The following is a 21,065-nucleotide window of genomic DNA, read 5'->3' on the forward strand; positions in this document are numbered from 1 at the left end:
TATCGGTGCGCGTGGGTCGACTTGTGTGGCAGCAGGAGCCTTCCGCTCCCTCGATGCTCGACTGCGTTTGGGGCGTTGGAGATGATGCGATTGTCTTGTCGATTCCGTATGCGCTTGCCGAGGCGTTGATCTCGACAGTGCAGAGCGGCAGTAGCCTAGCTCTATTTTCCGAGCCAAGTCGTTCGCTCGTTCTCGAACTTGCGCTCGAACCGCTACTCGCTCGTCTGGAGATTGAGACACAGCAGAAACTGCAACTTCTCCATGTCGGAAAGGCCGAGACGAAAGGGCCGTATATCGAATTCGACATCGTCTATGGCCCGGTCAACGGCAAAGGTCGCCTGTTTCTTTTCTCGCCCCTTGATGGGCCGATACCGCCGGCGTTCCGCGCCTTAGGCGAGCTGCTCGCCAAGTTGCCGCGAGAGATGCGCAAGCTTTCCACAGAGCTACCCATCATCGTTGCAGGAGAGATCGGCGCGCTCCGCGCTTCAGCCTCGCTTCTTCGCAAGACAAGTGCAGGCGATGCTTTGTTGCCAGAGGTCATGCCATTCGCTCATGGCCAGATCATCCTTACTGCGGGTCGGTTATGGACCGCGGCAGATGTCGCCGGCAACCGCCTGATCCTGTGCGGACCATTTCATTCGCGACCGCGCCCCCTGGAGTATGCGCATATGACGACACAACCCGGTCAACTGCAGCCGCCCTCGGAAGCCGATCTCGAGGATATCGAGATCTCGCTTGTCTTCGAATGCGGCCGCTGGCCGATCACGCTGGGAGCATTGAGGAGCATCGGCAAAGGACATGTGTTCGAACTTGGCCGGCCGGTCGACGGCCCGGTCGATATCTTTGCAAACGGGGTGCGCATCGGACGTGGCGACATCGTCCGTATTGGGGACGAGCTCGGCATCAGACTGCGTGGCGGGTTAGCGGGCAATGACTGACATTCAACCAGCAATCCTGGCGCTTCTTGTCATCACGGCCGGGCTCGGCCTCCTGGTCTTCGCCGTCGTCACGACCACGGCGTTCATAAAGGTATCTGTCGTTCTCTTCCTTGTTCGCAATGCACTTGGGACCCAATCGATACCTCCGAACATCGTTCTATACGGCGCCGCATTGATCCTCACCGCCTTCACGAGCGCCCCCATCTTTGAGCAGAGCTACGATAAAATCGCCGATCTGCAGCTGCGCTATCAGACGCTTGAGGATTTTGTAACCGCTGCGAAGGAGGGGCAGGAGCCGCTGCGAGGCTATCTCAAGAAGTTCACCAATGGAGAACAACGAGACTTTTTCCTGTCCTCGACCGAACGTGTCTGGCCAGAGGAGATGCGCGGCAAAGCCACGGTCGATGATTTTGTTATTCTTGTCCCATCTTTTCTAATCTCAGAACTCAAGCGTGCCTTCGAAATCGGATTTCTACTCTATCTCCCCTTTATCACGATCGATCTGATCGTAACGACCATTCTGATGGCCCTGGGCATGTCAATGGTGTCTCCGACAGTGATATCTGTTCCTTTCAAGCTCTTTCTATTCGTGGCCATTGATGGCTGGTCGCGTCTCATGCACGGGCTCGTGCTGAGCTATACAACGCCTGGAGGTTGAGCATGGATGAGACCACTATTCTCACTCATATGAGCCGATCGCTGGTGCTTTTCATGATCTGGGTTCTGCCTCCACTCATTGCAGCGGCGGTCGCCGAAACCGTCATCGGCATCATCCAGGCGGCAACGCAGATCCAGGACCAGACATTGCCACTCACCGTGAAGCTTCTGGTCATTGTTGGGATTATCGGTCTGTTTTCTCCGGTCCTGAGCGCCCCGCTTATCGAGCAAGCCAAGCAGATCTTCACTGACTTTCCCGCGCTCACGACCGGTTACTAGTACCTCGTCACAGAGGTTTTGACACTTTGAGCTCGGCCTGATTTGGCGATAGGTTTTGGGTAGGTACGGCCCATTTTGTGCGCGGGCTTTCTCGGTTGTGAACATCTATTTTGTCCGGGGCGCGTTCCACTATTGCGCAACTCTCAGGATGAGAGCGTGTCACCTTGATCGTCGCCGCCCACAACGTGTTGATCGAGGGTATTTGCGGACCAGAAGCGCTGATCTCATTCTCCACGATGAGATCCAGCTGGCGCGCTTGGGGCCGTAGTGGAACGAGACCTTCCCCCTGTGCCAAAGGCTGTTCACATCCAAGATCACGAACACGCTCGCGGTGCCCTTGTGCCGTACTCACAGTCGTAGTGCTCGATCTGCCCCGATTTGGGTCTGATCGGCGGGCGCATTTCGCCGATCAGTAAGCATGAACTCCAATCGAGGGCAGCGTCACTTCTGCAATAACCGCTACTTTCTGCCCTCGTCAGCTTCTCGAAAGCTAACCATCGTAGTTTGACAATGTTGGATCTCTCGGTGGCGATACTGCCTTGAGCATCATGCAACAGCTCGAACGGATATTCAACCGAGCTACGTCAAACAGCTCGGAATAGTGTGTTTCTCGCAGGTGAGATGAGGATAGAAATGGGCGGCTGCATCTCTCGGCTGAGCGGAAGTCATGACACCTCTCAGCACGATCAATACGTTCAGGAGACCGAATTTGCCGCTCACGTCCGGTCCTTACGGCCAAGCCAGTCTCGATCCATTCAACGCCAGTCGCCAGGGTCATCTCGCCCCACCGACGACGTGACGACATCGAGCGCTGACGAGGCCCCACGCATTGGCGAGAAGCTCCAATTGCTCTCCCAAACGCTGCAGCGTGCGAGGCAAGCGCAACTTTCATCTGGACTGATGGAATACGGTCAGCAGGTCGCTTCCTATTTGTCTGCCAACAAACAGCCTGACGACCAACTCCTGTCGTTGGACATTGACAATTTTCATCAATTGGCGGCCAGCTATAACCAACGCTCCTCGGACCTTAACCTTAGGCACATAGATTCGCCCGCCCAGTTTCTCGCTGCGCTGGTCCACCAGTCCTCAGATTGCGCCTGGCGCGCTGTCGTGCGACTGAAGGACGGTGAAATGCACCACGTTTCCGCCGATGTTCGGATGCGCGCGGGTGCAGCTCCGACCATCATCGTGATGGAGCCTGCCAACCTTTATACGTTCATAACTTTCTATCTTGGACTGCGGCAGCAAACGATACAACAGCTTGGAACGGAGCCGAAGTGGGCCTTTATCGATGTCGGTGCCCAGAAGTCTGCTGCAGACTGCGTAATGTTTAGTATGCAGTTTGCGCTAGCAGCATACAGGCATGCGCAAACCTTCGACCAGTGGCATGACAACCTTTATCGGCATGGAACGATAGCGGACATTAGTGGCGATCGCAGCGCCTACATGCCTTCGCCCGACGCCATGCTGGAGTTTGCACAAATCAACCTGTTCCACGGGGAGAGGTTTCTTCCGGCATTGTTTTACAAGCACTCGCACTCCAGCGGAGCAATTGAAGACGTCGCAGCTCATCAACCCCGCATTAAAGAAATAGACTTGAGCACTAGCAGGCGAGCCCCAAAAACGGAGCCATTGAGCGAACGCCTCGAAGCTTTTGCCGTTAGACGGGACTCCCGCCAGTATAGCGCATCTATAGAGACGTCGAGAGCAACAAAAATCCGCACCGCGCTGGACGGGATGCTACCCGATAGCCCAACATAGGCCGCGGGGAATCACTCTCGATAGTCGGCGCTAGAGAACTCGTTCTCGGCTGGGCAGGGGCTCACCGTCTCGCACGACAGGCTCTCATGCGCGGTCAGTTTGACCATTTGCGTGCCAGCAGCACCAACGGGAGCGGCCGGCTTGGAGGATTCGAGCAGGCGTTTGTCACCAGCAGCGCTTCTTCCTTGCCCGTGAGACCCCCGGTCCGAAAGCGAGATGCAGGACTATACTATTTTCGCGTCAGCCCCCTTGGTTCACCAAATGGTGCTGATGCTGGAACCAACTGGCGTCATCAGAAGGCAGCCGAGGACAGCTCGCAGCATCGAGGCCCTCACTGATCCCAAAAGCCTCCTGGAGCCAATCTGACTGCCCTGGACGCAACCCGTCAAAATCACTGTGCAGAGCCACCAGCAGCCGTCGCCATGTATGATTTGTCAACCGCCGAGACTCAAAGTCTGATCCAGGCGGCCATTGAACTCGTCGTTGCTGCCGGCCTTGGTGCGGCCCGCCCCGCGGGCATTATGCTGGTGCTGCCCGTATTTACGCGTCCGCAGATCGGCCGGCTGATCCGCGGCTGCCTGGCTGTTGCGATCGAACTACCATACTTGACGCAAGTCGCCGATGGCCTGAAGGCGCTGGATCCGGACACACGTCTGCTCAAAATCACACTACTCGGTCTTAAGGAGGCGTGTGTCGGACTGATGATCGGTGCCCTGCTCAGCATTCCACTCTGGAGCCTTCAGGCCGTCGGCGAGATTATCGACACGCAACGAGGCATCAGCAGCGTGGTCACGCCCGCCGATCCCGCGACGCGCAGTCAGGCTTCGGCGACGGGACTGTTTATCGGTATCACCGCGATCACGATCTTCGTCGTATCAGGGGGGCTGCAAACCATGATCAGCGGGCTTTACGGCAGCTATCTGATCTGGCCGGTTTATCAGTTTGGACCCACGCTGAGCATGCAGAGGACAATGGAGTTGTGGGGTGTGCTCGACAGCATCATACGTACCACCCTCCTGGTCTCTGGGCCTGTGGTGGCTTTCCTGTTGCTGGTCGACATATCAGCGCTCTTGCTCGAGCGCTTTGCGCCGCAATTGAACCCGAAGGATCTGACTTTAACGATCAAAAATATCGGCTTTGCGATCATCATGGTCACTTACGCGGTATATCTCATCGAATACATGCAATCGGAAATCACGCAGTCGGGCCGCGAGCTGGAGAGGCTTGAAAGGCAACTGAAATGAGCGACACGAGCGAAGAGAAAACGCACGCCGCCAGCGACAAGAAGCTAAAAGACGCGCGCAAGAAAGGAACGGTTCCGCACAGTACCGATCTCGTCAAAGCCGTCAGTGCTTGCGCCGGTCTCGGCTATCTCTGGCTGGAAGCGAGTTCCATCCAGGGCAAGTGCCGTGAAGCGCTCATGCTGACTGACAAGCTGCTGAATCAGCCGTTCAATATTGCGGTCGATCTGGCGCTCGGCGTCTTGCCCGAACTTGCCCTCCGAATTGTTGGCCCGCTCCTTGGGAGTGTTGTCATCTGCGCAATTCTGACGGCAGTCCTGGCCAATGGTGGACCGGTGTTCTCCACGGAGCCGATGACGCCGAAATTCGAGAACATTGATCCCATCAAAGGGTTGAAGCGCATCGCTTCTTTGCGTTCCCTCGTCGAGCTTGGCAAGAGCTTGTTCAAGCTCGTCTGCCTCGGCGCGATCTTTCTCCTTGTCGTTGTCGGCGCGTGGAGGACACTGGTCTATCTGCCGGTTTGCGGCATGGGCTGCTTCGACTTCCTCTTCACAGAAGTGAAACTGTTGATCGGAATTGCCTGCGGCGCGTTTCTGATCGTCGGATTGATCGATCTCCTCCTCCAGCGCTGGTTGTTTTTGCGCAACATGCGCATGACTGAGAGCGAGATGAAGCGCGAGCACAAGGAGCAGCAAGGTAATCCGGAGCTGAAACGGGAACACCATCGTCTCCGGCGGGAGCAGGCGAATGAGCCCCCGCTCGGCGTGCATCGCGCAACATTGATCTTGACTGGGGGAAAGATGCTGGTCGGGCTGCGCTACGTCCGTGGCGAAACCGGCGTGCCGGTCCTGGTTTGCCGCGGTGAGGGCGAAGCGGCTTCGCGACTCTCGGATGAGGCGCGAGCCCTTCGTCTCAGTATTGTCGATGACCACGGCCTGGTCCACGAGCTTATCCGTAAGACCAAGCTTGGCAGCCCCATTCCTATGCAGTATTTCGAATCTGTCGCAAGAGCACTCCTTGCCACCGGCCAAGTCTAGTTCGTGTTGCGAAAGACGTCGCATGACGAGTGGGGACGTTGATCGCTACCGAGACGGCTGTGCGGCCTGGGTTCCGCTTGAGGTGGGATCTGATGATACCTTGTTGTTAGCTGTGCCCAAGTTGCTGCTATTGCCTGTCGCGAAGCTTTTATATGTGGCAACGGGAATGGCCGCACGATTGCCATCACTCGGCATAACGGCCTGATTGTCGAGCAAGTCGTGCGGATCGTTGACCATCCCGGCCAGATTATTGCGGATCGAGCAGCCAAGCGTCGGGTCGAAAGAATTGTCGTTCACTGAAGGGCCGACGATCGACATCGACGGACAGACCGGAGGGTATGCCTCATACGTAATCGCCTCGATTCGCGCGGCAGAGCCATCGCGCCGGTCGATGGATGGGCCCAAGAAGCGGATATTGTAAGGGTCGACGCCCATTGCGCGGGCCTCACTGGCTATCTGCGCTCCGAGCCGAGGTGAGCCGGTGATATCGAGATGGAGCGCGTCACGCCGACCGCGACTGGTACTGGCTATGAAATACCGCAGGCGCTGCCGCTCAGTCCCTCGAAGGCTCTGTAACAGCAAGACGTTCCTCTCCGGTTGAACCAGGATCGATTGCGCAGTCGGCTCGGGGTAGATCGGCGCGGTGCTTGTGCAGCCACCTAGACTTACCGTCAGAGCGATCAGGGGGCGCACGATTCGAAATGTCATTGGTCGATCCTCATTCGATGATATGGCCGCCACCCCGTGTCGTGCTTGGTACGCTGGTCGGGGGAGCACCGCGACCAGGCGGGCGAGTTGCCATCGTGTTCGTCAGACTTCGCGCGAGGTCTGAGGGCGGTGCGATGCGGTCGGTGGGGGCACTCATCGGCCTCGTGTTCGATCGTGGCCGCACGACGTAGGGCGTGACGATAATCACGAGTTCCGTCTCCTCCTGTTGAAATGAGGATGAGCGAAACAGCGCACCAAGAATCGGCACGTCGCCGAGCCAAGGGAAAGTCGTAATATCAGTGCTGAAGTTGCGCCGAATGAGCCCACCGATTGCAAAGCTTTGGCCGCTGGCGAGCTCGACGACCGTGTTGGCACGCCGGGTGGAGAGAGCCGGCACGGAGATGCCGTTGATGGTGACAGCACCTTGTGTCGATAGTTCGCTGACTTCGGGCTTCACGCGGATGTTGATCTGATTGTTACTGAGAACGGTCGGCACGAACTCCAGGCTGACGCCGAAGTGACGAAACTCGACGGAGACCTGCCGATTGTCCTGCAAGACCGGAATGGGAAATTCGCCGCCGGCCAGGAAGCTGGCGGATTCGCCGGACATTGCGGTGAGGTTCGGTTCAGCAAGTACGGAAGCGAGGTGCTCGTGGGCCATTGCATCGAGTACGGCGCTGACGTTGACATTGCCAGTGTTGACTCCGATCCTTGCCGTACCGCCGCCCTGCGCCGCGCCGTTACCGCCGCCACTGCCACTGACCAAGCCGAGCGTGAAAGGGCCAGCTTGACCGGAAGCGGAGAGGTTGACGCCGAGCTCCTTCATGGCGCTCCGGGAGACCTCCGCCACGCGCACGCTCAGATTGACCTGCAATGACCCAGCCACCTGGATCTTGTTGACGACGAGCGCGCCGGCGCCGAGAAATTGCTCAGTCACTTTCATTGCGCTATCGACGATCTCCGCATTGGGCGCCGTACCGCTAAGGATGGCGCCGCGCGGGGTATAACTGACCTGGATCGGATAGTCGCCGACCTGTGCTTTCAGCGTGGCGCGCAAATCCTCGATCGGCTGCGTGACGACAACACGCAGCTCAGCGAGAGCCTCCCCGTTCTCGTTCAGTGCGAACAAGCTGGTCCGTCCCGATTTTTTGCCAAAAACGAAGATGGTATTGTTCGACGGCGCCTGATAGTCCGCGATCGTAGGATCGGCGACAAAGATGCTCGCAGCTGGCGCGGGCAGATGAATTGTCTTACCGAGCGAAGAGGAAAGGGTCAGTGTCCCGCTAATGCCGTCAGGAGCCGTACGCGGCGGCCCCCCTCCATCATTCCGCTTGATCTGAGCTGCGGCCGCGAGCGGGCATAGCAGAACGACCACGCACAAAAGATGCGAAAGACAAGGAAGAAAGGCGGATAAAAGGGCGCTCACAGCGATCGATACGCGACGGACGCCCGCATGCTTATCAAAAACGATGTTCAAGACAGTCTTTTCTTTCAAGTTCGATTGACTACGCGGCCGACGCCGCGCCTTTTAATTCAAGGACGTAGCCGATCCCGCGCGCGGTTTTGATCCGTAGCGTTGCGCCGGACTGACTCAAATGACCGCGTAAACGATAGATTCCGACCTCAAGCGCATTGGTCGAAACCTCGTTGTCAAACGCATAGAGGCCATCCTCCAATGACGCGCGCACGACGGTGCGGCCTGCGCGGCTGAGCAGATGCTCAAGAATGCACACTTCGCGGCGCGCGATCTTCAGCGGCCGACCATTAACGGAGGCCTGCCGACCGATCGGATCGAATCTTAGATTGCCAAAAGTAACGACGGGGGCCGTCATTTGCGTTGATCGGCGCAGAGTGGCGCGCATCCGTGCGATGAGTTCATCCGTAGACACGGGCTTGGGCAGGAAGTCGTCCGCACCGCCATTGAAAATCGCGATCCGCCTACCGAGCTCGTTAAGGCTGCTCATCATCACGGCAGGCATCGAATATCCGTCGCGCCTCAACTGCTTCAGCCACTCCAAGCCGTCTCCATCCGGTAGAAGCAGCTCGAGGAGAAGGATGTCATAGCGGGCACAACCAAAGGCGGCGGCGGCCTCATCGAGCGTGCACGTTACGTCAACGGCAAAACCGCAGTCCGAGAGCGCTTCGTGTACAACGCGAGCTGGGGCCGTCTCATGATCAACCAGTAGCGTTCGCATGTCATCACCTCTTACCAAGTCATGCCAAAACACTCAGCAGGTCATGTTCGAACATGACGTCGAGCGAAATTGAGCAGTCCGGCTTTCGTGTAAGCGTTTGCAGCCGGAATAGACGAAGAAGAACGGTACTAACCAATCGCGCACTTGATCCGATCCAATGTCAGCTCGACTCGCATTTTCGACAGCCTCATCTGGCTCGCATGCATCCTGGTGGACCTCCAGTCTGGCCTTGCCTCAGAGGCATCGACCGCAATCAATCAAACGCATCGATAGGATGGTAGAACCCTCGCTCATCGCCGCGACAATTTTGGCAGTTGTCAACGACATCAGGGGGGCAATATGATTGCGAGCACACGTGATGGTGAAATCGATTGTTTGGATGAAATGCATTCACATTCCGGATCGGTGATGTTGTTCCCGGAGGCTGAGAGCTGGCCCCGGTTGTTTGGACAGCGCCCCGCGAAAATTAAGTGGATTCCTGCCGGGTTATGCTGAAGGCGGGGCTTTACGATTTTGCTGTGGCGTCGGGAGGGCGTAAGCCCGACCAGAGCCGCAGCAAAATCGTTGGCGACGATCATGCGGCCGTCACCATCGTTTGCGCGCCGAAGTAAGCCTCGTCGGGCGTGCGTTCGTCAAGGCTCGAGTGAGGACGTCCTCGGTTGTAGAACGCCAGATATTTGGAAATCGATGCTCGCGCCTCGAGCACGCTGTCGTAAGCACGCAGATAGACTTCCTCGTATTTGACAGTGCGCCACAGCCGCTCGACGAACACGTTGTCGCGCCAGGCACCCTTGCCGTCCATGCTGATGGCGATGTTCGCGTCCAGCAGCACGCCGGTGAAGTCGAGGCTGGTGAACTGGCTACCCTGATCCGTGTTGAAGATCTCGGGCCTGCCGTGCTTCGCCAACGCCTCCTGGAGCGCTTCGACGCAGAATATCGTCTCCATCGTGATCGATACGCGATGGACCAACACCCGTCGGCTGAACACATCGACGACCGCCGCGAGGTAGACGAATCCACGTCGCATCGGAATGTAGCTGATGTCCATTGCCCAGACCTGGTTCGGCCGCTCGATCTTCAATCCGCGCAATAGGTACGGGTAGATCTTGTGGCCCGGTGCGGGCTTGCTCGTGTTCGGACGGCGATAGATCGCCTCGATCCCCATGCGCTTCATCAGCGTCGCGACGTGGCGGCGGCCAATCTGCATGCCCTCACGCTGCAACAGCGATCGCAGCATGCGCGCCCCTGCGAAGGGATAATCGAGGTGCAGCTCATCGAGCCGGCGCATCAAGACAAGGTCCTCGGCCGAAACCGGCCGAGGTTCATAGTAAACCGTACTGCGGGCAAGGTTCAGGACCTTCGCCTGGCGCACGACAGACAGATCATGGTCGCGGTCGATCATCGCTTTGCGCTCAGCAGGCCCGCCTTGGTGAGCGCGCCGGACAAAAAATCGTTCTCCAACGCAAGCTCGCCGATCTTGGCATGTAACGCCTTCAAATCGACCGGCGCCTCGGCCGGTCCGTTGTCCTGCCCAAACACTCCGGCGGCGCCTTCCAGGAGTTGGGTCTTCCAGGTCGTGATCTGGTTCGGATGGACATCAAACAATTGCGCCAGCTCGGCCAACGTCTTCTCCCCCTTCACGGCCGCCAAAGCCACCTTTGCCTTGAATGCCGGAGAATGCGTCCGGCGACTCCTCTTCGTCATCTTCGCTCCTGATTCGCGGCAAGAAGCCTCGCCGCTCTCAGGCAGAAAATCCACTCAAGCTACTGTCCGAATTTGCGGAGCCAGCTCTCTGGATCGAAATCGCCTCATCGCGATCGATGCTTTGATGAGCGAGCGGTGCAGCCTCACGGCCGCAGGTTTGATGGCTGATGAGCGGTGATTTCGGCCGATTTGCATCGTTGCGCTCCCAATTTGCGAAGCCCCTCGCGCCGGTAGACTTTTGCGTGCGGACCAGCGGACTTAACCGTTCGGCCACGCGAGCCCGTGCGCGGTTAGCTCCTGCTACATCAAAGTCTCGATCGCCGCGTGGACGACCTATCGTCGGGTTTGCAAGGCCATTAACTTGCTCGGTCTTTATCGCTTCGAGCCAATCTCTCTCGCTGCAAAGGACAGACCCTCGATGGGCACCGAAACTTCGCCAGACCCGACATTCAGTCACGTCCGATACGCTGGCGGCGATGCACCCGTCGGGCGCCGAACCATTGGCGAGCGCATTTCGTATCTTTCGTTGTGACGCATGCCACTTAGGCGGTTGAGTTGCCTACGTTCCACTGATTTTGGCCAATGGATACGAAGGTCAGAGATCGGACTTTGATTGATCTGCCTTCCCAATTCGAGACGCAACTTCAAGCCGGTTGGCGCGCCGGCGAACCGCTCGTCCGGTTTGGGCTGCAAGTGGGGCAGAGCTGATACGGCGTCAAGGTCGCATAGGCTATGCCGGCAGCAGGGGCTTGGGTGGCGTGGCCAAGAAGCTTGAGGGATTAGAGGGAGGCGAGCTTGGAGCATTTGAGACATTCTATCTGTCGTGAAGTTGCGAGGGCCGGAGACCGCCGCGACTTAAGCTGTGATACGTCCTGTACCTGTTTCGAATCGTACAATCTGACGCTCCGTCCGATTCAAGCCCCTATGAGCGCTCGTAGCTTGGCTATATCAAGCGCACATGCCTCCAGATGGGGTGACGATATTGGAATTTGAGAAAGCGCAGCTGCTCCGAAAGGCGTCTTGTCCGAACCGAGCAATTTTCCTGGCTATGAGCATCGTGGTTCCATCGCCTCTCGATGGGAAGAGGGTGCTCGTCAAGCACGCAATGTCTTCTGCCCGGGGTGGCAAGCTTACCTGAAGACGTAGATTTCGCCTCCTCGTCCGATGCGTCTTGCTGCGGTGAATCTTTTGGCCGTCGTCGGTCCGCGGCTGCGCAATCAGTGATCTCGTTCACGGGACGCTTGACCTGCGACGACGAACCAAGTGGCCTTCTTGACAAGGTCGGGTTTGAGAGGACAGCCAAAGACTTTGTCGTTTTTTCGCGTCTGCAATAACATGGCATGGTTCAGCCGAGTGGCTTGTACACGAGCTTTCGTCACGAAAGCATGTCCTCCAGCGCCGCGCATTGATGCGGGGGCGATCGTTCAATCGCATAAAGGAGGATTTCAGAAGCGGTCATGTGGCTGGACACGTCGCTCAGTGGCAACAAACTGCTTGATAGACTTCCTTTCGGCTTGGTCTTGCTTTCGGCTGGGTCTTGCCGACAGACCGGTCGTTCTGATGCCATGGCCCGAGGAGCCAGCGCTTGGGCCGCTAGCCGTGAGTGTCCGCAGCGAATTCGTCAGCTTCTCGTCAGCTCGCCCCTTTAGCTCTGTGCCGCCTTCAATAGACAGCTAGGATCATCCATTTTGCAGTGAGAATTCTCCAGCCTATGGCCCTCCAACCGATATGCTCCAACGCGTCGTCGTGGAGGGTATTGGCGGGCATCTCCAAACTCAGCAGGGTCTTTCGCGCGAAATTGTTCGAGCCGAGATCATTGAGTGAGAAGTTCTGATCCGTCGTTCGACGTTCATCAGCTGACACCAAAAATCAACTTCACGGAATGCTGCAAGCCCGGCAGAGCTAGTCGCGCTGTCGGGCGGCAATGAGCGTCGAATCCAGCTTACCTCGAACATCGAAGCGGGCGAGCAAATGTATCTGTCCTTGCGACAGATGCACCCTTGGCGATGAACGACGGTGCTCGCTTCTGTTGCTCGAAACACCCTTATCCAGCCATCCGTTGTGTGCGCAGCAGCGTTAGCATCGTCATTTGGTGCTCCTGCGCTCCTAGCAGCCGCCACGACGGATCGGCCCAGCACGCAGCTAGGGCGATAAGCATTATCGCTCGCGCATTCGCATCCTCTTGGGAGACACGGCATGAGAGACGTCACCAGACGTAGGAACGCACGGATTTCGGACTTCGAAACGGGCTTAACCGCTCGGGATGATGAATCTCAATTCGCGTCTCGGCGCGGCGATGGAGCTAGCGGAAGGTTCGGAGCTGTGCTTGCGCGGATGCACTCTGAGCCTCAAGATGCAGATGCTCCCTCAACACGCACCCCGTCCGTGCCTGGTGATGATCGTTGCGATACCCTTGCCGATCCTAGCCTTGACGCACACAGAACCGGAGCGGGTGCGCCGTACGCAGCCAATGGCGGGCGCGAGCGGTCCGCGGGACACAAGCGTGGCGCCCAAACTCGGAAGCCAAGCTCCTCTCGTTCCGGTGTCGATCCCTTCGACGCCGATCTGCGGCCGGAAAGCTCGCAAACAGGTGCGCTGCAACTGCGCCGAGGCGTGTCGGGACGGGACGCGGAATGGGGAACGCATCGTGCCGGCGATAAAGGAGGTCATAGCGTCCACGATTGGCGTCATACCACTTATCGCAACGCGCAAGAACCGGAAGGCGGCTTAACCCATTCTCGCCTTGCGGATCGGCGAGATAACGGAGCCACCGAAAGCTCGCGAACGGGCACACTTGCGCCGCACGCGCAATCGGCCTCGCTGCTTCCCTCCAGGGCAGGTAAGCGCCGCTTCGACGAGCTGGCTGAGCACCGCCCGCATGCCGCGACTTCGGAACGGTATGGACGTGCAGAGCTCGAGAGTGGAAAAGTTCGCGCAGCGATCGAGACCATTGATCGGGCTTGTCGCGCGCATGACTTCAATCAATTCTCTCGAACCGTGGTCGTCCATACACAACAGAATAATCCCAAGCAGTTGAAGATGCCTGGGCTGGCAGCTTTTCTGCAAAAGGCCGCGACTCTTTTCAAGACTGAATTCGTCCCGCTATGGGAAGACAACCTCCGCTACCAGCAATCGTGGGGCTACGCTACGACCTGCAATGCAGTGAGCCGGGAGGCCGGAGGTCAAGCGGGTATAGACGCTTGCAAGGCCATGGCAGCGCGACTGTCAGGACTTGATGACTCCCTCATGAGGAAAGTCGACCTCAAGGCTTTTTCCCTTTTTGCGACTTCATTCGGGCGGCACACACAATCGAGTAGGTGCCGCAATGGAACAATCAGGATCGCCGAGTTCTTTCGCGATGATCATGAAGCGCTTCAGGAGCTGAACGAACAGAGTCTCTCGTTGCTCGCGAACGGATTTAGCAAGTGGCCGGAACGGGCGGAGTGTCGGCAAGCCACGGTCGCGATTGCGAGCGAAGTCTCTCGCCGCGCACGCGGTGCGGGGCTCTCCCATGCCACTCAGCAGCAACTGTCCAACCTGGCAAACGCCTTCTGCAAGTGGCCCGACGAGGCGAAGTGCTGCCGGGCGAGCGTCGTGATTGCCGATGAGGTGTCTGGTCGCGCACACCTTTCCGATTTCAATCCGCAGGCACTTACGAACCTGGCGAATGCGTTCTGCAAGTGGCCGGACCGAACGAGCTGCAGGCTCGCGACGATCGCCATCGCCAGGGAGGTTGCCGGGCGCCGGCTGGGTAATTTTGAGCCGCAGGGCCTGGCGAACCTGGTGAACGGCTTCGACAAGTGGCCGGACGAGCGGCCTACCCGGCGAGCGGCCGTCGCAATTGCCGGTGAGATCTGCCGCCGGGACATCTCTGCGTTTACGCATCAGAACCTGTCCCTCCTTGCAAACGGCTTCAGCAAATGGCCGGACGAGGAGAACTGTCGCGCGGCCATAGTGGCAATCGCCGGGGAGGTCCTCCGCCGTGGGCTCGGCCATTTCACGCCACAGGCATTGGTGAACCTCGTGAGCGGTTTCAGCAAGCGGCCCGAGGAAGCGGACTGTCGCGCGGCCACAGCGGCAATCGCCGGCGCGGTCCTGGGCGGGCGACTGCGTGGTCTTACTCCGCAGGGCCAGACCGTCCTGGTAAACGGCTTCAGCAAATGGCCGGAAGATGCGACCTGTCGTGCGGGCACCGTGGTCATAGCCTCTGAGGTTCTTGAGCTCGCCCGCCGAACCGACGGTCTTTCTGACTATCCTGCACAAGACCTCGCTGTGGCGGCAAATGGTTTCAGCAAGTGGCCGCATGAGAGGGGCTGTCGTCAGGCAACCGTCGCGATTGCCGACGAGATCCTCAGGCTTCCTGACCGCCTTTCTGATTGTACGCCGCAGGAACTGGCCAGTCTTGCAAACGGTTTCAGCAAGTGGCAGGCAGAGCCGGCCTGCGGCGAAGGCATAGGCGCAGTCGCCCGAGAGACCCTTGGCCGTGCCGACCGCGACCGTCGGCTCACTGGCTTTACCGAGCAGTCGCTTTCGAACCTGGCGAACGCTTTCAGTAAATGGCCAGACCAGAGGCTTGTGCTTCAAGCCACGATCGCAATCGCCGGTGAGGTGCTCAGCCGCTCCGATCGGCTTTCGGCTTTTACCCGCCAGCAGTCCGCGAACCTCGTGAACGGCTTTTGCAAGTGGCCGACTGATGAGAGCTGTCGCCGCGCAACAGCCGCGATCGCCCGCGAGCTATGCGACCGCAACAGGCTATCCAGTTCTGATAGCCAGGGGCTGGCGAACCTGCTGAACGGCTTTGGCAAGTGGCCTGCAGACGAAGACTGCTCCGAAGCCGCCGCCGCGATCGCTCGGGAGATCCTCAGCCGGCGCCGCCTCTGCGATTTTACTCCGCAGCAACAGGCTGACTTGATGAACAGCTTCATCAAATGGCGTGGAGAGACTTCGTGCACCCAGGTGATGGTACACCTTGCGCGGGACCTTGGTCGGGGAGGTGAGCGGTTCGCCGCTTTCAACACACCTCAGCTCAGCATGATCGCCAATGCTGTGGGACGAAGTTTCATGAGGGCGGAGGAAGGTGGAGAGATTGCTGACGCCACTTTGCTCAAAGACCGGCTGCAGCAGCTGGTTCATTACTTGCACTATGCAAATGATCGGCTCGAGCAGGCCGATGTCTTGAGCATAACCAACATCTTCAAGGCGATTGGAAGGGCCCGGCTTTTTGACGAACTCGGTCTGCTCGCACCGACAGGCTTGACTAGGCTCGAGGAATTGCTTCATGCCTCGGGCTTTGCCCGCGAGAACAACCTCGAATCCATGGGCAATATTTGTATCGCTCTGCTGCCGCTGGCGCGCAGCCCGCAGAAGTCGATGCAGTGGCACCGGAGGCAAGCTCTCAACCTGCTCAATGATCTGCAACCAGTATTGGAGCAGAAAATAGCGGCATATCTAGCGGCAAACACAGCCGAGCGGCGGACCCAGAGTTCGTTTTCGGCCCGCCGTCCCGCACTCTCGATTTTTCAGGTGCTCAAGGCGCGTAAGGTCCTAGAGACTTTGTACCGTCGGCCGTATGTCGAGGGCAACAAGTCTGATTTGGCGATGCGTCGGCAACAGCTGGAGCATGTGACCAAGAAGATCCTGGCGGACACACGAGCCCTGATCGAAGGCGATCTTTCCAACATGAGCTGGAATCTGATCGCGCAGATCGAGGCGGACGATGTGGTTGATGCGCTCGACTCATTCATGTCGCTCGATGAGGGCGCGATCCAAACTCAACATCCCTCGTCCGTCTTCGATACGCACCAGGTGTTACGAACCATGGATCACGAGCCTAGACCGCCGCAGGGCAAGGCAGGACTGATGCAGTTGCCAGTCGTGGACATGCAGGGGCGCCGACTGCCCACCGCACCCGAGACGCGATACTCGATGTTTCATCGCTTGACCTCGGGAGCGTTACCGGTCGTCGCGGTGCAACTACCGAAAAAGCCGAGCCCCTTCATGTTGAGGCGCGTGTTCTGTGTCGATGATGTGCCCTACCGGATGGACCTGTTCGGCGGAAGTAAGTTAAAGGCACCGAAACCAACCCTGTCGCAGATTGCTGCCGTCGCTCCGGGCGAGCAAAGACCCGCGGCTTCCGGCGGGAAGCTGTTGGCGATTCCGTATGCCGACACCGCACCGGGCACGGCGTTCGAGCAGCTATCGCGCGCCTGGGCCCCGTTTAAGGAAGCATATTATTATACTCAGCGCAGGGGGTTTGCCGCGCCACCTGTCATCAAAGATCTTGGCCCTCATGACTACGCCCTGGAAGGTGCCTTTAAGTTGTCGCTGCTGCCGGACCGCCCTGCCGGCGAGGAACATCCCTTTAAGCTTATTGGACCAGACGGGCCGATCGCTTTGCGCCCGCACGATGGCTGCGGCTTCATCAGGGCCTCGTTAGCCGAGCGCATGTTAGCTGTTCGCCGAGGTGGTCAGCAGGAAGGTCCTGATCGGCTACTTGCCTACGGTGAGGAAAGGAAGGCGTCGCTGCCCGCCGCGGCGCTGCAATTTTATTCGCGCAGCGAGCAAGTGGCGCAGGAAGTAAGCGAGAAAACCAGGAGCTGGCTTGAGAGAAGAAAAGGGGAGCCGCTGAGTTCGGAACAGCTGTATCGGACCGTGACGGCCGGACACATCGAAGCGCCCGGCGCGATCGCCGTGCCCTCCGATGATGGCCATCTGCACGTGCCCAAGCTCAAGAGCGATACGTTGGCTGGGGCGGCTGGCGTGCTGATCGGCCGCTCGCCATATGATAAGGCAAACCTGCGCCCGTTCACAACCGAACGCGTAAAGACGGCATCTGAAGGTGATTCCACAGCGGCGTTCCTCGATAAATGCGTGGCGTTTCAATACAGCTTTAATGTTGCCGAGAAGTCAGGTGCTCAACTGGCGGCCGACGATCCGACCTTTTTCGCAAAAGGCATTCTGATCGTGGTGCCTGATGAGGTGTGGCCGGCCAACTATCGAGATCGCGGGCTGGTGATGTCGGCTGAGGACGTGAAGTCCCATTCGAGCTGGACCGAGCGCAAGGACCGTGTGACGGTGGACACCTCACTCGATTGTGTCGGCATGCTCCAAGCCACCGAGGTCTTCGCTCCCGGGTCCCTGGTTGCCGTCCCGCCCGATGAACAGAAAAAGCTTGACGGCGACTTCGATGGGGACACCGTCATTATTATCGGGGACCGGCCGCAGCTTTATGAGCATGTCCGGCAGTTTGATGCCGAGGAGCAGGCTCGCGGAGTCCGCTCACTCAAGCCGCCAAAGTCGCATACCCCGGCGATCGAGGACGGCAGGTACCAATTCAGTCGTGGCAACCAGATCCTGGCAGCCACGCAGGACACCTTGGAAACTTATAGCACTCTGCAGAGAAACTTTCTGGCTCAATCCGATCAAGCCCGGCGCTGGTTTGCGGAACGGGCCATCTTTGGCATCTACGAGGGCGTTGACCACGAGTTCAGGCAAGAGATCCGTGACTTATTGAACCGGGAGGAGACGAGCGGGCAGGATATTCAGGCGACGCTCGAAAGGGCGATGCGCGAGATCGACGTCGCAGAGCACCCAATCGCTCGCGAGGTCACCGAATTGCTCGTGGCCGACTTAGAGGCGTGGGCTTCGAGCGCGGATGCGCCGGTCCCGGTCGAAACAGAAACCGCCACCGATCTCGACCCTGGGCTGAGCCAAACGGCTTGCGAGCTTTTTCCGGACTTGGCGGACGCCTATCGGACCTCCGCTCACCCGCGAGAGCGCGTCCAGGCCTTACTCGATCAATATCCTGCGCGTATCGATCCACGACCGGATGGTTACGAGCCGGACGACATCGTACAAAGCGCAATCAACCTCCTGAGCCTCGGCAACAAGGTCGGGACCGACGCCTATAAATCCGATACAAGTGCCCGCCTATTCCTTAAAAAAGGCCAACACCTTCAGCGCCTCCTGCACAAGACGCCGGGCCTGAAAGCCGTGCCCTATATCAAAGGCGTAGCTGCCACGCTCATGCATGGCAGGTTCGATGTCGATACGTCCCTGGACGATCTGAAGGACAATCCGACGCTAGCGGCTTCAGTCATGGAAGCCTCAATCAAGCTCGCTGCCGACAAACACATCCTCCCTAAGTCCTCCGCTCGACTGCTCCCCACGGATGATTCCGCTATGGCGATGACTTTGACCAGCGCGGAGGCTGCCGACCGCGCCGGGGCGGAGTCTGCCAGGGCCGTAGAAGAAGAGAACGACATCACCACGGCGACCCTTCGGGTCGCCGAGATACTCAGGCGGGCGGATATCGAGGTGAGCATGCCTCGTTTAAATCGTTGCTTGAGATCAAAGGGGTCAATGACAGACCAACTGACGGGAGCGATCATCAAGTCTGACGGCAACACCCAGCTGATCAGCAACGCCGTTCGTCATCTCTTCGAAATCCCTGGCAAGGATTTCACAAATGGTTTCAAGAAGGCCATGTTGGCGTTCGATGAGCGGGGCTACGCCGAGGTCAGCACCAGGAATTGGTTCAGGATGCGAGATCCAACCTTCCTCGGCGTCACCACAGTGCTGACCACGCCGGACGGCTATCGCTTTGAGGTAGAGTTCCATACGCCACAGAGCTTTGAAGCCAAGATTGCCAATCACGATACCTACAAGGAGCGAGGCAGGCTGCGGCTGCGAGCGAGTGGAGATGCTCTGGACGAGGCTACGCAACAACTCGCCCAGCGCGCGCGGGAGGTCTGTAAGGGCGTGCCGATCCCGGAGGGCGCCAGAGAGATTTCCCACTGGGGAAACGAACTCGACGCTCGATCAGCTGCCGGCGCCATCTTTGGCCCGCGAGCTGCCGAACGGTCAAGAATGCCCGAGAGATCACTGATCGCAAAAGAGGTTGTCTCTGTTCTGGGCTCGCGGCCGGTTGTGCTTGTCGGACTACCAGCCGCCGGAAAGTCCCGCATCGGCCCTGCTCTCGCACGACGACTGGGGCTCGCCTTCGTCGACACGGACAAGAAAATTGAAAGGGAGACCGGTATGGCGATTACGCAAATTTTCGCCGCCAAAGACAAAGGCAAGCAGTGGTTCAGAAACCGCGAGGCGAGCTTGATCGCGCAGTTGGTCGCGAAAGGGAACTTAATCCTTGCAACCGGCGGTGGCTCGTTCGAGCGCGAGGAAACGCGGCGCCTCATCCTAGATAAAGCGGTCTCGATCTGGCTCGATACCGACCGCGGCGAGATTTGGAAGCGCCTTGCAAATGACACTAGCCGGCCGTTGTTGCGGATCGACGAGGCGGAGGAGACCTCGGGCGAGGGGAGTGCGACCAAGGCGGCCATCAAGAAGGAGCTCTTCGAGGAAATCGTCAAGGAGCGAATTCCGCAGTATCGCCAAGCAGATATCACGGTCGTTCCGCCCCATAAGAGGAACGACAACAAGAACGCGGATGCGTGTGTGACGGCGCTGCACGGCTATCTCTGTGGCGGTGCCGGGGAAGAAGCGTTGTTGGCCAGCTCGTTTCAGGGGCTTCCCACAGCGTCAAACCCTCCGAGCACAGAAGCTTCGGTTCGGCTCAAGGAGCAGAGGCTGGGACCCGCAGCACCATCACCTGCGAGCGCTCCGCGGTCAGACGTCTACGGAAGCGTTGGGTCCGTGGTTGATTTGTCGTCGACACAGCAGAAGATGCCTGATGATGCTCATGATCCGCGGGTTCTTCCGCGCAAAACATCCGATGGTCAGGTCGCTTCTTTGGATCCGACAGCCTCGCTCCACGCCAGCTTGGTACCTGGCGCCACGGAATGGCTGGGTGACGAGCATATCGCGGCGGACTACGCGCTCCTTAATGAGCAGTTGCAGAGGGACAATCCGGGTCTGGCGGCCGAGATGCGGTTCGTTCAGCCGGCCCAAGCCCATCTGCTGCGCTTGACCCCGAGCCCGAGCGGCTGGCTGGAAACTTTCCAGCGGATCGTACATGATCGGGATGGTAACGACACCGCCAGGTTCCTGCTCGTGCCAGTGAGCGATGGTCATGCTGATGACGAAGGCACGCATTGGTCGCTGTTGTTCGTGGATCGCCACGCGCCGGAGGGAGCGCTTGCGTACCACTACGACTCCGCCGGGGCACACAACACCACAGTTGCAGAACAACTCGCAGCAAGACTCGGCGTCCGTCTGCAGGTAGCCCGAATAACCCGGCAGCAGAACGGTTATGATTGCGGCGTCTTTGTCGTGGACGCCACGCGGGCGCTGGTGAGACGATTGGCGCAAGGAGAGCGGCCAGGACGCGAGCCGCTGCACCTTGACCACCTCGTCGCCGATCGGCCGGCGCTCCAGGACCGACTTGGAGCTGATGCCGGCTTAGGCTGATGAAGTTGGCTCGAACAGCCCTCGCCGACACGAGGATGGTGGGCTCGCCTGAACGAGCCGGCCAAGGCGATCCCCTCGCTTTGCGATTTGAGGATCTGCCGATACGTCGGCCAAGATGCGCCCTCTTTCCAAGTCGTTGGCAGGCCGGCGAGCAACACGTCGATCGGCGGGTCGCCGCAG

Annotated in this window: 11 protein-coding genes; 7 read left to right on the forward strand and 4 right to left on the reverse strand. The window is 58.8% G+C overall.

The window, feature by feature from the left end; genetic code table 11:
• Positions 1 to 53 precede the first annotated feature (53 nt).
• From sctQ to NLM33_RS36645, 6 genes are all read left to right on the forward strand, one after another.
• Positions 54 to 938, forward strand: coding sequence for a type III secretion system cytoplasmic ring protein SctQ (gene sctQ / locus NLM33_RS36620; RefSeq protein WP_371930033.1), 885 nt, complete (start codon positions 54 to 56; stop codon positions 936 to 938).
• The gene (sctR, locus tag NLM33_RS36625) at positions 931 to 1,596 is read left to right on the forward strand and encodes a type III secretion system export apparatus subunit SctR (protein ID WP_254103311.1); all 666 of its coding nucleotides are present in this window, start codon (positions 931 to 933) and stop codon (positions 1,594 to 1,596) included. The genes sctQ and sctR overlap by 8 nt, the downstream gene beginning before the upstream one ends.
• A gap of 2 nt (positions 1,597 to 1,598) precedes the next feature.
• Entirely contained in the window at positions 1,599 to 1,874 is a 276-nt protein-coding gene (locus NLM33_RS36630; protein ID WP_027522073.1) for an EscS/YscS/HrcS family type III secretion system export apparatus protein, read from the forward strand.
• A 633-nt stretch (positions 1,875 to 2,507) separates the two neighbouring features.
• Positions 2,508 to 3,635, forward strand: coding sequence for a YopJ family acetyltransferase (locus tag NLM33_RS36635; protein WP_305880502.1), 1,128 nt, complete (start codon positions 2,508 to 2,510; stop codon positions 3,633 to 3,635).
• A 422-nt stretch (positions 3,636 to 4,057) separates the two neighbouring features.
• Positions 4,058 to 4,879, forward strand: coding sequence for a type III secretion system export apparatus subunit SctT (sctT, locus tag NLM33_RS36640; RefSeq protein WP_254103312.1), 822 nt, complete (start codon positions 4,058 to 4,060; stop codon positions 4,877 to 4,879).
• Positions 4,876 to 5,913 carry an EscU/YscU/HrcU family type III secretion system export apparatus switch protein gene (locus tag NLM33_RS36645; protein ID WP_254103313.1) on the forward strand — a complete coding sequence of 346 codons (1,038 nt, stop codon included), beginning with the start codon at positions 4,876 to 4,878 and terminating at the stop codon, positions 5,911 to 5,913. The genes sctT and NLM33_RS36645 overlap by 4 nt, the downstream gene beginning before the upstream one ends.
• A 45-nt stretch (positions 5,914 to 5,958) precedes the next feature.
• Here the strand turns inward: NLM33_RS36645 and NLM33_RS36650 are convergent, their stop codons facing one another.
• The 4 genes from NLM33_RS36650 to NLM33_RS36665 all read right to left on the reverse strand — a co-directional run bounded on the left by NLM33_RS36650 (position 5,959) and on the right by NLM33_RS36665 (position 10,520).
• Complete coding sequence (locus tag NLM33_RS36650; RefSeq protein ID WP_254103314.1) at positions 5,959 to 6,621, reverse strand: CpaD family pilus assembly lipoprotein; 663 nt, start codon at positions 6,619 to 6,621, stop codon at positions 5,959 to 5,961.
• 10 nt (positions 6,622 to 6,631) lie between these two features.
• A complete protein-coding gene (locus NLM33_RS36655; RefSeq protein WP_371930034.1) occupies positions 6,632 to 8,098 on the reverse strand; it encodes a type II and III secretion system protein family protein in 1,467 nt (488 codons plus the stop codon).
• 28 nt (positions 8,099 to 8,126) lie between these two features.
• Positions 8,127 to 8,816: a response regulator transcription factor gene (locus NLM33_RS36660; protein WP_254103315.1), complete on the reverse strand. Its 690-nt coding sequence runs from the start codon at positions 8,814 to 8,816 to the stop codon at positions 8,127 to 8,129.
• 574 nt (positions 8,817 to 9,390) lie between these two features.
• A protein-coding gene (locus tag NLM33_RS36665) for an IS3 family transposase (RefSeq protein WP_254095161.1) occupies positions 9,391 to 10,520 on the reverse strand; the annotation gives its coding sequence in 2 pieces (ribosomal slippage) (positions 9,391 to 10,268 and positions 10,268 to 10,520; 1,131 coding nt in all).
• 2,385 nt (positions 10,521 to 12,905) lie between these two features.
• Here NLM33_RS36665 and xopAD point away from each other — a divergent pair.
• Positions 12,906 to 20,885, forward strand: a complete 7,980-nt coding sequence (gene xopAD, locus NLM33_RS36670) for a XopAD/skwp family type III secretion system effector (protein WP_254103316.1) — start codon at positions 12,906 to 12,908, stop codon at positions 20,883 to 20,885.
• Positions 20,886 to 21,065 lie beyond the last annotated feature (180 nt).

Origin of the sequence: Bradyrhizobium sp. CCGUVB1N3, assembly GCF_024199925.1 — a bacterium.
Lineage (GTDB): Bacteria > Pseudomonadota > Alphaproteobacteria > Rhizobiales > Xanthobacteraceae > Bradyrhizobium.

Coding starts and splice junctions, on each gene's coding strand:
- sctQ (WP_371930033.1), top strand. CDS start 54: ATGCTCGACTGCGTTTGGGGCGTTGGAGATGATGCGATTGTCTTGTCG.
- sctR (WP_254103311.1), top strand. CDS start 931: ATGACTGACATTCAACCAGCAATCCTGGCGCTTCTTGTCATCACGGCC.
- NLM33_RS36630 (WP_027522073.1), top strand. CDS start 1,599: ATGGATGAGACCACTATTCTCACTCATATGAGCCGATCGCTGGTGCTT.
- NLM33_RS36635 (WP_305880502.1), top strand. CDS start 2,508: ATGGGCGGCTGCATCTCTCGGCTGAGCGGAAGTCATGACACCTCTCAG.
- sctT (WP_254103312.1), top strand. CDS start 4,058: ATGTATGATTTGTCAACCGCCGAGACTCAAAGTCTGATCCAGGCGGCC.
- NLM33_RS36645 (WP_254103313.1), top strand. CDS start 4,876: ATGAGCGACACGAGCGAAGAGAAAACGCACGCCGCCAGCGACAAGAAG.
- NLM33_RS36650 (WP_254103314.1), bottom strand. CDS start 6,621: ATGACATTTCGAATCGTGCGCCCCCTGATCGCTCTGACGGTAAGTCTA.
- NLM33_RS36660 (WP_254103315.1), bottom strand. CDS start 8,816: ATGCGAACGCTACTGGTTGATCATGAGACGGCCCCAGCTCGCGTTGTA.